Below are 14,015 nucleotides of genomic sequence, written 5' to 3'. Positions count from 1 at the left end.
TTGTCCGTACGTGAACTGGTGGTGCTCGGCACCGCCAGCCAGGTCCCGACCCGGCACCGCAACCACAACGGCTATCTGCTGCGCTGGGACGGCCGGGGCATCCTCTTCGACCCCGGCGAGGGCACCCAGCGGCAGATGCTGCGGGCCGGCGTGGCCGCGCACGACATCGACCGGATCTGCGTCACGCACTTCCACGGCGACCACTCGCTCGGGCTCGCCGGGGTGATCCAGCGGATCAACCTCGACCGGGTGCCGCACCCGGTCACCGCGCACTACCCGGCGAGCGGCCGGCACTTCTTCGACCGGCTGCGGTACGCGACGGCCTACCGCGAGACGGTCGAGCTGGCGCAGGTCCCGGTCGAGGGCGAGGGCGCGGTGCTGGCGGAGACCGACGCGTACACGCTCGAAGCGCGCCGGCTCTCGCACCCGGTCGAGTCCTACGGCTACCGGCTCACCGAGCCGGACCGGCGCCGGATGCTGCCCGCGCTCCTGGCCGAGCACGGCATCGCCGGGCCGGACGTGGGCCGCCTCCAGCGCGAGGGCGTACTGGGCGGGGTGACGCTCGCCGACGTCAGCGAGGTGCGGCGCGGCCAGCGGTTCGCCTTCGTCATGGACACCCGGCTCTGCGCGTCGGTGCCCGCGCTGGCCGAGGGCTGCGACATGCTGGTCATCGAGTCGACGTTCCTGGACGAGGACGTGCGGCTCGCCGAGGACCACGGGCATCTGACGGTGGGTCAGGCGGCCGGGGTGGCCCGGGACGCCGGGGTGGGCCACCTCGTCCTCACGCACTTCTCGCAGCGGTACGCGGACCCGGCGGACTTCGCGCGCCAGGCGCGGGGGGCCGGTTTCGCGGGGGAGCTGACGATCGCGGCTGACCTGACGCGGGTGCCGCTGCCGAAACGTACGCCGTAACCACGTTCACGATCTGGCCGTCCGGCCACCTTTTCCAGGAAGTACCTCCATGCCCCTCCCCAAGGCCGAACTCCACCTCCACATCGAAGGCACCCTCGAACCCGAGCTCGCCTTCGAACTGGCCGCGCGCAACGGCGTGCGGCTGCCGTACGCCGACACCGAGGAGCTGCGCAAGGCGTACCTCTTCGACGACCTCCAGTCCTTCCTCGACCTGTACTACGCGCTGATGGCGGTGCTGCGTACGGAGGACGACTTCGAGGCGCTGGCGGAGGCGTATCTGGCGCGTGCGGCGGCGCAGGGGGTGCGGCACGCGGAGATCTTCTTCGACCCGCAGGCGCACACGTCACGAGGGGTGCCGATCGGGACCGTGGTCGAGGGGCTCGGCCGGGCCCTGGACCGCAGCGAGGCCCGCCACGGCGTCACGACCCGGCTGATCCTCTGCTTCCTGCGCGACCGGTCGGCGGAGTCGGCCCTGGAGACGCTGGAGGCGGCGCGGCCGCATCTGCACCGGATCACGGGCGTCGGCCTCGACTCGGCGGAGGTCGGGCATCCGCCGGCGAAGTTCCGCGAGGTGTACGCGATGGCGGACGCGCTGGGGCTGCGGAAGGTGGCGCACGCGGGGGAGGAGGGGCCGCCGTCCTACATCACCGAGGCGCTCGACGTCCTGGGCGTGGAGCGGGTGGACCACGGGCTGCGGGCTCTGGAGGACCCGGAGCTGGTGGCTCGCCTGGTCCGCGACCGGATCCCGCTGACGCTGTGCCCGCTCTCGAACGTGCGGCTGCGGGCGGTGTCCTCGCTCACCGAGCATCCGTTGCGGCGGATGATGGACGCGGGGCTGGTGTGCACGGTGAACTCCGATGATCCGGCGTACTTCGGGGGGTACGCCGGGGACAACTTCGACGCGGTGGGGGCGGCGTTGGGGCTGTCGGAGGGGGATCTGCGGGGGCTGGCGCGGAATTCGTTCCTGGCGGCGTTTTTGGGGGAGGGGGAGCGGGAGAGGTATCTGGCGGAGGTCGAGGCGTACGAGTTCCCCACCCCGCCCCTTCCCTAAACCCTCCGGGGGCTGGGGGGGCGGCCTGCGGCCGTGGTGAGGTGCGGGTGGGTGGAGGCTCTGTCGCGCAGTTCCCCGCGCCCCTACGGTCCTGGTGATCCGCGGGCCCGGTGGGGGCTGGCCGCGCAGTTCCCCGCGCCCCTTGAGGGGACGGGGCTGCGCCCCTGTCCCCCGGCGGTGGTGATCTGCGGGCCGGTGGGGGCTGGCCGCGCAGTTCCCCGCGCCCCTTAAGGGACGGGGCTGCGCCCCTGTCCCGGGCCTCCAGGTGCCGAGCGAGCCGTACTACCCAGCCCCGGCCCCGGGGCCTCCGGATGCCGGGCGAGCCGGACTACCCAGGGGCGCGGGGAACTGCGCGATCAGCCCTCCACCTAGCGGCAGACGAATCCCGGGCCGATTAGGGGCGCGGGGAACTGCGCGGTCAGGTACCCCGCCCGCCCGCAGGCGCGCTCACACCGACAGCCCGAACTCCCCTCCCACCGGCTGCCCCACCAGTTGCCCCACCGGCTGTGCCGCAGGCTGCTGCTGTCCCGCCGGGGACGGGCGCCGGCCGGGGCGGGCCAGGAGTGTCAGGGGGGCGGCCACCACGAGCAGGAGCGCCCCCAGCACCACCCCCATCCCCCCGAACCCCACCCACGCCGACAGCACGCTCCCCGTCAGCGGCCCGCACGCCACCCCGAGCGACGACGCCGAGCCCGCCAGGACCGCCCAGCGGCCGCGCGGGTCCAGGGACGCCGCCAGGGCGATCAAGTACGAGAGCACCACCGGGTAGAAGACGTTCCACAGGATCTCGCCGGACGCGAAGGACACCAGGCCCCGCGCCGACGCGCTCACCAGCACGCACCCCGCGATCACCACCGTCCCGCCCCCGATCGGCACCGCCCGCCCCAGCCGCGCGCCCAGCGCCCCCGCGCCCGTCACCCCGAGCAGGCCCGCGAGCAGCGCGACCGCGAACACCGCGCCCACCGTCACCTCGGTCAGCCCCGCCTGGGTCAGGCCGATGCGCCCGCTCACGCCCCACAGCGCGTTCTGCGCCAGGGACCAGCACAGCATCGCCGCCGCCAGCACCGCCCCGGTCCGGCGGTGCGGCAGGAGCGAGGACGGCGCGGCGCCCACGGGATGCGCGGCGGCGGCCGGGCCCGGCAGGCGGCTCGTCGCGGGCCACACCAGCGCCGCCACCCCCGCGATCGCCGCGAACGGCAGCCCGTGGCCGCCCCCGAGGTGCGGGAGCGTCAGATACAGCGCCCCGGCCGTCGCCGAGACCGACAGCAGTCCCAGTGTGGTCAGCCGGTGCGGGTCCGGGCGCGCGGCCATCCCGGACGCCGCCACCGCCGTCGCCGTACCGGACCCGAAGCCGCCGACCACCGCCCCCGCCACCACCAGCGGCAGCAGCGAGGTCGACGCGGCGGCGCCGTAACCCGCCAGTGCGAGCAGCAGGCCCAGCCGGGCGAGCCGTCGCTCCCCGTACCGCTCCACGCGCGCCGCCAGCGCGAAGCCCGCCGACGCGGAGCTCAACAGCAGGACGGAGCCGACGAGTCCGGCCCGGGTGGGCGGCAGTCCGAGGCCCGAGGAGAGGCGGCCGACGACGGTGGGGAGCAGATACGCGGCCAGATAGCCGGCCGTGAAGACGGCGACCAGCGGCCAGGCGGCACGAGGGCGTGCGGACATGGGCGTTCCCAGGAGCGGTGCCCGAACGGGCAGAAGGTGGGGAGACAGGCAAAGAGGGGGGATGCGCCCGGTGTTGTCACGTACGGGAACGCGGCCCAATTTGTATCAAGCCACCCGAGCCCGTGAAAGCCGGCCCTTGGTGATCTAGGTCACTTGTCTGTTTCCGGAGGTGAGGGGGTGGGTAGACGCGCTGCCCGCGTGCGCCGTCCGGTGGGCTTCTCCTTGACCCTCACTGTTCACATATCTAGTCTTCATTCCCATGGATGTACCGCTGCAGTCGATCCGTCTCGTCGATGTCCGGCTCACCCCCGTCCTCGTGGCCGACCCCCCGCTCCTCAACGTCCAGGGCGTCCACCAGCCGTACACCCCCCGCCTCGTCGTCGAAGTCGTCACCGACTCCGGCGTCACCGGCGTCGGCGAGACCTACGGCGACACCAAGTACCTGGAGCTGGCCCGGCCGTACGCCGACGCCCTGGTCGCCGCCCGGCACGCACTCGCGGATCTCAACGGGCTGTTCACGCTGATGAACGAGCTGCCCGTGGACGCCGCCCGCGTCGACCACCGCGTGGACGTCGGCGGGCTGCGCGGTGTGCAGAGCGCCGACAAGCTGAGGCTCTCCGTCGTCTCCGCCTTCGAGGTCGCCTGCCTCGACGCGCTCGGCAGAACGCTCGGCGTGCCCGTGCACAGCCTCCTCGGCGGCAAGGTCCGCGACAGCGTGGAGTACAGCGCGTACCTCTTCTACCGGTGGGCCGAACACCCGGGCGGGGCGGGCGAGAAGGACGACTGGGGCGCGGCGCTCGACCCCGAGGGGATCATGGCGCAGGCCAGGCGCTTCGTGCGCGCGTACGGCTTCGGCTCCTTCAAGCTGAAGGGCGGTGTCTTCCCGCCCGAACAGGAGAGCGCCGCGATCCGGGCGCTCGCCGAGGCCTTCCCGGGGCGCCCGCTGCGGCTCGATCCGAACGGCGGCTGGAGCACGGCCACTTCGCTCCGCGTCGCCGCCGAACTCGCGGACGTACTGGAGTACCTGGAGGACCCGGCGTCCGGCACGCGCGCGATGGCGGAGGTCGCCGCCGGCACCTCCGTGCCGCTCGCCACCAACATGTGCGTGACCACGTTCCCCGAGATCCGCGAGGCGTTCCTGGCCGACGCCGTGCAGGTCGTCCTCAGCGACCACCACTACTGGGGCGGGCTGCGCAACACCCGGGAACTGGCCGCGATCTGCCGCACCTTCGGCGTGGGCCTGTCCATGCACTCCAACACGCACCTGGGCATCAGCCTCGCCGCCATGACCCACGTCGCCGCGACCGTGCCCAACCTCGACTACGCGTGCGACAGCCACTACCCCTGGCAGAGCGAGGACGTCGTCGTGGACCGCCACGTCTTCCGGGACGGGCGCCTGACCGTCTCCGACACTCCCGGGCTCGGCGTCACCCTCGACCGGGACGCCCTCGACCGGCTCCACCGCCGCTGGCTGGCCGACGACGGCACCTTCCGCGACCGCGACGACGCGGCCGCCATGCGCCGGGCCCCCGGGCACGAGCGGTGGCGCGCGCCGACGCTGCCGCGCTGGTAGACGCGGTCACCCGCCGCGCCCCAGCCCCCCGGCGACGGCTCCCGGCGCGTACGGATCGGGCACACTGGCCCCATCCGTACGCGAACGGGGAGTCCGCCGTGACCACATCCAGCAGAGAGCAGCAGGACCGCGCAGACCGGTGGGGGCACACCGCGGGCGTCGACCCGCTGGGCAAGGTGCGCCGGCCGCGGGACCCGGAGTGCGACGTCTTCCTGACCGGCACGGTCTTCCTCGACATCATCTTCACCGGCCTGGACTCCGCCCCGGTGCGCGGCACCGAGTCGTGGGCGCGCGGCATGGGCTCCAGCCCCGGTGGCGTCGCCAACATGGCCATCGCGCTCGCCCGCCTCGGCCTGCACACCTCGCTCGCTGCGGCCTTCGGCGACGACCACTACGGCGAGTACTGCTGGGACGCCCTGGAGCAGGGCGAGGGCATCGATCTGTCGCTGTCGCGGACCGTGCCCGGCTGGCACTCGCCGGTCACCGTCTCCATGGCGTACGAGGGCGAGCGGACCATGGTCTCGCACGGCCACGAGGCGCCCCCGGAGGAGTCCGCCCCGGCCGCGCCGCCACGCGCGCGTGCCGCGATCGCCTCCCTGGTGCCCGGCCGCACCGAGGAGTGGATCGCCGACGCCGCCCGGCACGGCTCGCGGATCTTCGCCGACGTCGGCTGGGACGACACCGGGCACTGGGACCTGGCGGGGCTGACCGGCCTCGAGCACTGCGAGGCGTTCCTGCCCAACGCGGGCGAGGCCATGCGCTACACCCGCACCGACTGCCCGCGCGCGGCGGCCCGCGCCCTGGCCGAGAAGGTGCCGGTCGCGGTGGTCACCCTGGGCGCGGAGGGCGCGTACGCGGTGGACGGCTCGACCGGGGAGACCGCCGAGGTCCCCGCGATCGCGGTGGAGGCGCTCGACCCGACGGGCGCGGGCGACGTCTTCGTGGCCGGGTTCGTCACCGGGACGCTCGCCGGGTGGCCGCTCGCGGACCGGCTCGCCTTCGCGGGCCTGACGGCCGCCCTGTCCGTCCAGGAGTTCGGGGGCTCGCTCTCGGCGCCGGGGTGGGCGGAGATCGCGGCGTGGTGGCAGGCCGTGCGCACCCGGTCGGGGCAGGACCCCGCGGCCCTGCGCCGGTACGAGTTCCTGGAGGGACTGCTGCCGGGGGCGGCCCGGCCGTGGCCCCTGCGCCGGGCCGTACCGACGATCGGCTTCCGCCGCCCGGCGTGAGCGGTTCGTCCGCGAACCATGACGGGCCGTGGCGGTCCGGTCGCGCACGGTCCGCGGGCCGGAGACGGCAGCGGGCGTCCCGGCGCTTCCCGGCGCTTCCCGGTGCTTCCCGGTGCGAAAACCCCTCGGCGCTGTCAGTGCCAGGTCGTACGCTGGGTAGTCCAGAGGTTGTCGAGCAGCGAGAACCCTGCAACAGGAGGTATGTGCAGGCCACAGAGCCGGCCCATGACTCAGACACCCACACAGCCGCAGGCGAGTGCCCAGATCGAGGTCCCTGCCAAGCACCCGATGGTGATGCTGCTCGGATCCCGGGACTCGCTGCTGCGCGTGATCGAGAAGGCCTTCCCGGCGGCCGACATCCATGTCCGGGGCAATGAGATCAGTGCCACGGGGGCCCCGGCGGAAGTCGCGCTCATCCAACGCCTGTTCGACCAGATGATGCTGGTGCTCCGCACCGGTCAGCCGATGACGGAGGACGCAGTGGAACGCTCGATCGCCATGCTCAGGGCGAGCGAGAACGGCGGAGCGGAGGACGGCCACGAGACCCCGGCCGATGTCCTGACCCAGAACATCCTCTCCAGCCGTGGTCGCACGATCCGCCCCAAGACCCTCAACCAGAAGCGGTACGTCGACGCGATCGACAAGCACACGATCGTCTTCGGCATCGGCCCCGCCGGTACCGGAAAGACCTATCTCGCCATGGCCAAGGCGGTCCAGGCCCTGCAGTCCAAGCAGGTCACCCGGATCATCCTGACCCGCCCCGCCGTCGAGGCGGGCGAGCGCCTCGGCTTCCTGCCGGGCACGCTCTACGAGAAGATCGACCCGTATCTGCGCCCGCTCTACGACGCGCTGCACGACATGCTCGACCCCGACTCCATCCCCCGGCTGATGGCGGCCGGCACGATCGAGGTCGCCCCCCTGGCGTACATGCGCGGCCGTACGCTGAACGACGCGTTCATCATCCTGGACGAGGCGCAGAACACCAGCGCCGAGCAGATGAAGATGTTCCTTACCCGTCTCGGCTTCGACTCGAAGATCGTCATCACGGGTGACATCACCCAGGTCGACCTGCCGAACGGCACGAAGAGCGGTCTGCGCCAGGTCCAGGAGATCCTGGAGGGGGTCGAGGACGTCCACTTCTCCCGGCTGTCGTCCCAGGACGTCGTCCGGCACAAGCTCGTCGGCCGTATCGTCGACGCGTACGAGAAGTACGACAGCCAGCAGGACCGCAACGGGAAGTAGTCAGAGCGCACCATGTCGATCGACGTCAACAACGAGTCCGGAACCGAGGTCGACGAGCAGGCGATCCTCGACATCGCCCGCTACGCGCTCACGCGGATGCGGATCCACCCGCTCTCCGAGCTCTCGGTGATCGTCGTGGACGCCGAGGCCATGGAGCAGCTGCACATCCAGTGGATGGACCTGCCGGGACCGACCGATGTCATGTCCTTCCCGATGGACGAGCTGCGTCCGCCGATGAAGGACGACGAGGAGCCCCCGCAGGGGCTCCTCGGTGACATCGTGCTCTGCCCCGAGGTCGCCAGGCAGCAGGGCGAGGACGCGCCGACCCGGCACTCGATGGACGAGGAGCTCCAGCTCCTGACCGTCCACGGCGTGCTCCACCTGCTCGGGTACGACCACGAGGAGCCGGACGAGAAGGCCGAGATGTTCGGTCTCCAGGCGGCCATCGTGGACGGCTGGCGGGCGGAGAAGGGCCACACCGGCCCCTCCCCGGCGCCGACCGTCTCATGACCGGGCAGCTGCTCTTCGGCGCCGTCGCGCTGGTCGTGGTGGCCTGGCTGGCCGCCTGCGCGGAGGCCGGCATCGCCCGTACGTCCTCGTTCCGCGCGGACGAGGCCGTACGGTCGGGGCGGCGCGGCGCGGCGAAGCTCGCCCAGGTGGCCGCCGACCCCACCCGCTACCTCAACGTGGCCCTGCTCGTCCGGGTCGCCTGCGAGATGGCGGCCGGGGTGCTGGTCACCTATGTCTGCCTGGAGGACTTCGGGGAGACCTGGACGGCGCTGGTCGTCGCCATCGCGGTGATGGTGCTCGTCTCCTACGTCGCCGTCGGCGTCTCGCCGCGCACCATCGGCCGCCAGCACCCGCTCAACACGGCGACGGCCGCCGCGTACGTCCTGCTGCCGCTTGCCAGGATCATGGGCCCGGTGCCGCAGCTCCTCATCCTCCTCGGCAACGCGCTCACGCCCGGAAAGGGCTTCCGCAAGGGCCCGTTCGCCTCCGAGGCCGAGCTGCGGGCCATGGTCGACCTCGCCGAGCAGGAGTCGCTCATCGAGGACGACGAGCGCCGGATGGTGCACTCGGTCTTCGAGCTCGGCGACACGCTGGTGCGCGAGGTGATGGTGCCGCGCACCGACCTCGTCTGCATCGAGCGCTACAAGACCATCCGCCAGGCGCTCACGCTGGCGCTGCGCTCGGGCTTCTCCCGCATCCCGGTGACCGGGGAGAACGAGGACGACATCGTCGGGATCGTGTATCTGAAGGACCTGGTCCGCAAGACGCACATCAACCGGGACTCGGAGGCCGACCTGGTCTCCACCGCGATGCGCCCGGCCGCCTTCGTCCCCGACACCAAGAACGCGGGCGACCTGCTGCGCGAGATGCAGCAGGACCGCAGCCACGTCGCCGTCGTCATCGACGAGTACGGCGGCACGGCCGGGATCGTCACCATCGAGGACATCCTGGAGGAGATCGTCGGGGAGATCACCGACGAGTACGACCGGGAGCTGCCGCCGGTCGAGGAGCTGGCGGACGGCTGCTTCCGGGTCACCGCACGGCTCGACATCGGCGACCTGGGCGAGCTGTTCGGGCTCGACGCGTTCGACGACGAGGACGTGGAGACGGTCGGCGGACTGCTCGCCAAGGCGCTCGGCCGGGTGCCCATCGCGGGCGCCACGGCCACCGTCGACCTGCCGGACGGGCGGGCGCTGCGGCTGACGGCCGAGTCACCCGCGGGCCGCCGGAACAAGATCGTGACCGTGCTGGTGGAGCCGGTGGCCGTCAAGGAGGAGGAAGAGGCGTGACCCCTCAGGAGCTCAGGGAGTTCTGCCTGGCGTTCAACGCCGCGACCGAGGAGTTCCCGTTCGACTCGGGGACCTCCGTCTTCAAGGTCCTCGGCAAGATGTTCGCCCTGAGCAATCTGGGCGGCACCCCGCTCACCGCCAACCTCAAGTGCGACCCGGACGAGGCGGTGCGGCTGCGCGCGGAGTACCCGGCGATCGTGCCGGGCTGGCACATGAACAAGCGTCACTGGAACACGGTGGACATCGACCAGCTCCCGGACCGGATGGTGCGGGAGCTGATCGAGGACTCGTACGACCTGGTGGTCGCGGGACTGCCGAAGGCCGAACGGCTGCGGCTCGACCGGCCGTGAGGCCCTGAGCCGCTGGGACCCTGAGGCCCGGCCCCGAGGCCCTAGGCCCGGCGGCGGCCAAGGCCGACCGCCACCAGGGCCGCCGCCGCGACCACGATCACCGCGTCCACCAGCAGCACCGTCCGCACCCCCGAGAACAGGTCGTCCCCGGTCGTGGCCAGGACGCCCAGCAGCGGGATGCCGATGGTGATGCCGACCTGCTGGGTCGTGGTGACCAGACCCGTCGCCAGGCCCTGCTCCTCGTCGGGGACCCCGCTGGTGACGGTCACTCCGTACGAGATGATCGCGCCCAGGTGGCACATGCTGGCCAGGGAGACCGCGACGGTGGCGAGCAGCGCGCCCGACTCGCGGCCCGCCGCCAGCAGCAGGGCGATGAACAGGCCCTGGCCGAGCAGCGAGAGGACCAGGGTGCGGCGGGCGCCGAAGCGGCCGATGACCCGGGCGGCGAAGCCGCCGGCGACCGCCGACAGGACGCCCTGGACGCCGAAGACCAGACCGGTCCTGAAGGACGACAGGCCCAGGACCTCCTGGAGGTAGAGGGTCAGGACGAAGACGACGGTCGACATCATCGAGAAGGTGACCAGCCCGCCCAGGTTGCCCCACGCCACCGTGCGGCGCCTCAGCATCGGCAGGGAGACCAGCGGGGCCTGCGCCCGCGACTCGATGACCACGAACGCGGCGAGCAGCGCCAGACCGGCGACCAGGGTGCCCCAGACGTCCGCGCCGCCGAAGCCGCGCTGGGCCGCCGTCGACAGGGAGTAGATCAGGGCGAGCAGACCGCCGGTGACGGTGACCGCGCCGGGCACGTCGAGACGGGGCCGGTCGGGGGTGCGGGATTCGGGCAGCAGACCGGGCGCCAGGGCGAGGACGACCAGCGCGGCCACCGTGAGCAGGCCCATCGTCGAGCGCCAGCCCAGCGTGTCCGTCATGACCCCGCCGAGCACCATGCCCACGGTGAAGCCCAGCGAGAGGAGGGTGCCGCTGATGCCCAGGGCCCGGTCGCGCTGCGGGCCCTCGGGGAAGGTCGTGGTCAGCAGCGACATCCCGGTCGGCACGATCACCGCCGCGCCCAGGCCTTGGAGGGCCCGGCCGGCCAGGAACGACGCCGGGTCCCAGGCGAGGGTGGCGAGCAGCGAGGCCGCGCCGAAGAGGGCGAGCCCGGTGAGGAACAGCTTCTTGCGGCCGTACAGGTCGGCGATCCGGCCGAACAGGAGCAGGAAGCCGCCGGAGGGCAGCGCGAACGCGGTGACCGCCCACTGGAGCGCGGACCGGCTCAGACCCAGGTCCTCGCCGAGGACGGGCAGCGCCACGTTCAGGACGGAGAAGTCGAGCGCCACCATGAACTGGGCGGCGCAGAGCACGAACAGGACCAGCTTCGCGCGGCCGGAGAGCCGGGCGTCCCGCGGGTCCGTCGCGGTGGCCGGCGTGGCCGGCGCGGTGGGGGTGTCGATTGCCATGGCCACAGCCTGGCCGCGCGCCGACCGCCGTGGAGAGTGGGAACTTATCCTGTTGGCGGCACCACCAGGCAGCGGCCGGGGTGCCGACCAGCAGCCGACGAGGGGGAGTACGGACGTGGCCACGCCGATCGGCAAGTCGCTGCGGCGCACCGAACTGCGCGAGTTCCTGATGAACCGGCGGGCCCGGATCAGCCCGGCCGCCGCCGGGCTGCCCGACGGCGGTGCCCGCCGCCGCACCCCGGGCCTGCGCCGCGAGGAGGTCGCGGTGCTGGCGGGGGTGGGGGTCTCCTGGTACCAGTGGCTGGAGCAGGGCAGGGACATCACGGTCTCCCCGCAGGTCCTGGACTCCGTGGGCCGCGTCCTGAAGCTGACCAGCGCCGAGCGGCGGCATCTGTACGTGCTGGCCGGGCTCAACCCGCCCGCGCCCGAGGTGGATCCCGCCGACGCCGACATGTGCCAGGGCCTTCAGCGGCTGATCGACGCGTGGATGCCGTTCCCCGCGCACATCATGGACGCGTACTGGAACACGGTGATGTACAACGACGCCGCCGCCACGGTGCTCGGGATGCGCCCGGAGATCGTGCAGAACTGCCTCGTCGCCTTCTTCACCGACCCGGTCTACCGCTCCCGCGCCAAGGGCTGGGAGGAGATCGCCGCGCTGGTGGTCGCCCAGTACCGGGCGGCCTGCTCGGAGCGGCCGGGCGACGAGGGCTTCCAGGAGGTCGTCGAGGAGGCGTCGCGGCTGTCGGAGGAGTTCGCGCGGCTGTGGGGGCAGCGGGACATCCTGCCCGGCGGCCAGATCAAGAAGGAGTTCCAGCACCCGGTGGTGGGGACGCTGTTCGTGGAGTCCACCCAACTGCGGGTGCCCGCCCGGCCGGACCTGGCGATCGTGCTGCACAACCCGCTGCCGGGGACCGACACGGCCGCGAAGCTGGAGTGGCTGGCCTCGCCGGAGGGGCGGCGGGGGTCGATGTATCCGGTGGCGGGCTGAGCGGTCCTGCGGGGGTCCTGCGGGGGCTGTGCGGGGTTCTGCGGTCCTGCGGGGCTGTGCGGCCCTGCGGGGGTGTGCGGGCTGTGCGGGGGTGGGGGTTGCGCGTGGGTCCGGCCGGGCCCGTTCCTTATGCTCTCGCTATGACTCTGAGCACCGAACTCGACCCCGAGGACCGCAAGATCATCACGCTGGCGCGCAGCGCCCGGGCCCGCAACGGGGTGGCCGAGGGCGCGGCCGTACGGGACGAGACCGGGCGTACCTACGTCGCCGGGACCGTGGAGCTGGACTCGCTCAAGCTCTCGGCGCTGCGCACGGCGGTCGCGATGGCCGTGGCGAGCGGGGCGACGTCGCTGGAGGCGGCGGCGGTGGTGACCGAGGCGGGGACGGCCTCCGAGGAGGACCGGGCCGCGGTCCGCGACCTCGGGGGGGCGGGGACGCCGGTGCTGGTGGCGGGGCCGGACGGGGAGCTGCGCGCCCGGGTCGAGGGCTGACCCGCGTTTTGCCCGGGGGGCGTCTGCGGGTGGTGGTGGGTTGCTCGCGCAGTTCCCCGCGCCCCTGTTTGGCCCGGTGGTCGTCTGCGGGTGGTGGTGGGTTGCTCGCGCAGTTCCCCGCGCCCCTTGGGTAGACGGCCGTCTCCCAAAAGCTTTGCTCAGCCGGCAACCCCCTAGGGGCGCGGGGAACTGCGCGGCCAGCCCCCACCGGGCCGCAGACGAACCGCAGGCGTAAAGGCCCCCCTAGGGGCGCGGGGAACTGCGCGGCCAGCCCCCACCGGGCAGCAGGCGAACCCCGGGCGTCAACGCGCCCCCGCCGGGCCGCAGGCGAATCCCGGGCGTAAAAGTGGCTTCGCGGTGGTGGCTGGAAGTTGTGTGGGGGAGTGGTGGTTTTCGGTCGATGCCGGAGAAACCCTCGACCCCCCTTGCGCCCCGGCACCCCCCGCGCATCAATGAACAGCAGCTCATCCGACGGACCGTCAGATACGGCAGCCGGGCAGGGGGCGCGAGCCGCGGCCCCCGGGCCGCGTCGGCCGCCCTCCTCCCGCGTGGCGTGCGCACCCCGCCCGCGGACGGTTTCACGCGCATGCGCTGTGCACATGCGCTTCCATGCGGCACTCCGCCATCTCTCCCGGTACGGGAAGTACGGGAAGGGGAACCGATGTTACGCAAGAGGTCACTGGTGCTCACGGCGCTCACCGCGAGCGCCCTGGCCACCGGTGCGCTGGTGCTGGCCCCGACGGCCGCGGCCGTCTCCCCGGGGTCGGCCACCGAGGTCTACGACTGCGGTTTCTACGGCGGCGGTGAGGCGACGCTGACGGCCACCCAGAACGGCACGGCCGCCACCGTCACCCTCACCTCCGCCGAGATCACCACCCCGCTCGCCGTGGGCAAGGACACCATCACCACCACGCTGACCATGGCCAAGGCCGGGGGCGGCACGCTGGTCTTCAGCGGGAAGCGCAACCCCGCCATGGCGGCCGGCGGCGGGGTCACGGTCGGCCCGCTCAGCGGGACCGTCTCGCCCGGCCTCTCCGCCAACGCCCACCCCGGCACGGTCAAGATGGTGGTCTTCGGGATCCCGGTGACCTGCAACTCCACCGCCGCCCAGGCGCCCGGACCGTTCGTCTTCAGCTGACCCCGGGCACACGTCGAGCCCCCCACGCCCCACCGGACCGGGGGGGGGGGGGGGGGGGGGGGGGGGGGGTGGGGTGTGGGGGGGGGGGGGGGGGGGGGGGGGGGGGGGGTTTTTCCTCCC

General features: G+C 72.9%; 13 protein-coding genes. 11 read left to right on the top strand and 2 right to left on the bottom strand.

The genetic code is table 11. The features are described from left to right. Together AC069K_RS32250 and AC069K_RS32245 are read left to right on the top strand one after the other, a co-directional pair. Positions 1-912: a ribonuclease Z gene (locus AC069K_RS32250; RefSeq protein ID WP_478622118.1), complete on the top strand. Its 912-nt coding sequence runs from the start codon at positions 1-3 to the stop codon at positions 910-912. A 49-nt stretch (positions 913-961) separates the two neighbouring features. Then, positions 962-1,963 (top strand): adenosine deaminase, encoded by a 1,002-nt coding sequence (locus tag AC069K_RS32245; RefSeq protein WP_478622116.1) that lies wholly within the window; start codon positions 962-964, stop codon positions 1,961-1,963. A 447-nt stretch (positions 1,964-2,410) separates the two neighbouring features. Here the strand turns inward: AC069K_RS32245 and AC069K_RS32240 are convergent, their stop codons facing one another. Then, on the bottom strand, positions 2,411-3,628 hold the full coding sequence (locus AC069K_RS32240; protein ID WP_478622114.1) for an MFS transporter: 1,218 nt from the start codon (positions 3,626-3,628) through the stop codon (positions 2,411-2,413). A 259-nt stretch (positions 3,629-3,887) separates the two neighbouring features. Here AC069K_RS32240 and AC069K_RS32235 point away from each other — a divergent pair, with 259 nt between their 5' ends. The 6 genes from AC069K_RS32235 to AC069K_RS32210 all read left to right on the top strand — a co-directional run bounded on the left by AC069K_RS32235 (position 3,888) and on the right by AC069K_RS32210 (position 9,818). Next, positions 3,888-5,201, top strand: coding sequence for a glucarate dehydratase family protein (locus AC069K_RS32235; protein WP_478622113.1), 1,314 nt, complete (start codon positions 3,888-3,890; stop codon positions 5,199-5,201). Between the two features lie 98 nt (positions 5,202-5,299). Next, entirely contained in the window at positions 5,300-6,427 is a 1,128-nt protein-coding gene (locus AC069K_RS32230) for a carbohydrate kinase family protein (RefSeq protein WP_478622111.1), read from the top strand. A gap of 225 nt (positions 6,428-6,652) precedes the next feature. Next, entirely contained in the window at positions 6,653-7,669 is a 1,017-nt protein-coding gene (locus tag AC069K_RS32225) for a PhoH family protein (RefSeq protein WP_365108227.1), read from the top strand. Positions 7,670-7,681: 12 nt separating this feature from the next. After that, a complete protein-coding gene (gene ybeY / locus AC069K_RS32220; protein ID WP_358834462.1) occupies positions 7,682-8,179 on the top strand; it encodes an rRNA maturation RNase YbeY in 498 nt (165 codons plus the stop codon). Then, positions 8,176-9,468 carry a hemolysin family protein gene (locus AC069K_RS32215; RefSeq protein WP_365108225.1) on the top strand — a complete coding sequence of 431 codons (1,293 nt, stop codon included), beginning with the start codon at positions 8,176-8,178 and terminating at the stop codon, positions 9,466-9,468. The genes ybeY and AC069K_RS32215 overlap by 4 nt, the downstream gene beginning before the upstream one ends. Then, a complete protein-coding gene (locus AC069K_RS32210) occupies positions 9,465-9,818 on the top strand; it encodes an MmcQ/YjbR family DNA-binding protein (RefSeq protein WP_365108222.1) in 354 nt (117 codons plus the stop codon). Before AC069K_RS32215 ends, AC069K_RS32210 begins: the two co-directional genes overlap by 4 nt. Before the next feature lie 41 nt (positions 9,819-9,859). On the opposite strand, the gene AC069K_RS32205 is transcribed toward AC069K_RS32210, so the two are convergent. Further along, on the bottom strand, positions 9,860-11,275 hold the full coding sequence (locus AC069K_RS32205) for an MFS transporter (RefSeq protein ID WP_365108219.1): 1,416 nt from the start codon (positions 11,273-11,275) through the stop codon (positions 9,860-9,862). Between the two features lie 169 nt (positions 11,276-11,444). Between AC069K_RS32205 and AC069K_RS32200 the strand changes: the two genes are divergently transcribed. The 3 genes from AC069K_RS32200 (at position 11,445) to AC069K_RS32190 (ending at position 13,895) form a co-directional block, all read left to right on the top strand. Continuing rightward, positions 11,445-12,266, top strand: a complete 822-nt coding sequence (locus tag AC069K_RS32200) for a helix-turn-helix transcriptional regulator (protein ID WP_478622175.1) — start codon at positions 11,445-11,447, stop codon at positions 12,264-12,266. A gap of 140 nt (positions 12,267-12,406) precedes the next feature. Then, on the top strand, positions 12,407-12,757 hold the full coding sequence (locus tag AC069K_RS32195; protein WP_478622108.1) for a cytidine deaminase: 351 nt from the start codon (positions 12,407-12,409) through the stop codon (positions 12,755-12,757). A 661-nt stretch (positions 12,758-13,418) separates the two neighbouring features. Further along, positions 13,419-13,895, top strand: coding sequence for a hypothetical protein (locus AC069K_RS32190; RefSeq protein WP_478622106.1), 477 nt, complete (start codon positions 13,419-13,421; stop codon positions 13,893-13,895). Positions 13,896-14,015: the final 120 nt, after the last annotated feature.

The organism is Streptomyces sp. NPDC043908 (genome assembly GCF_056435525.1).
This window is presented reverse-complemented; position numbering and strand designations above follow the sequence as displayed.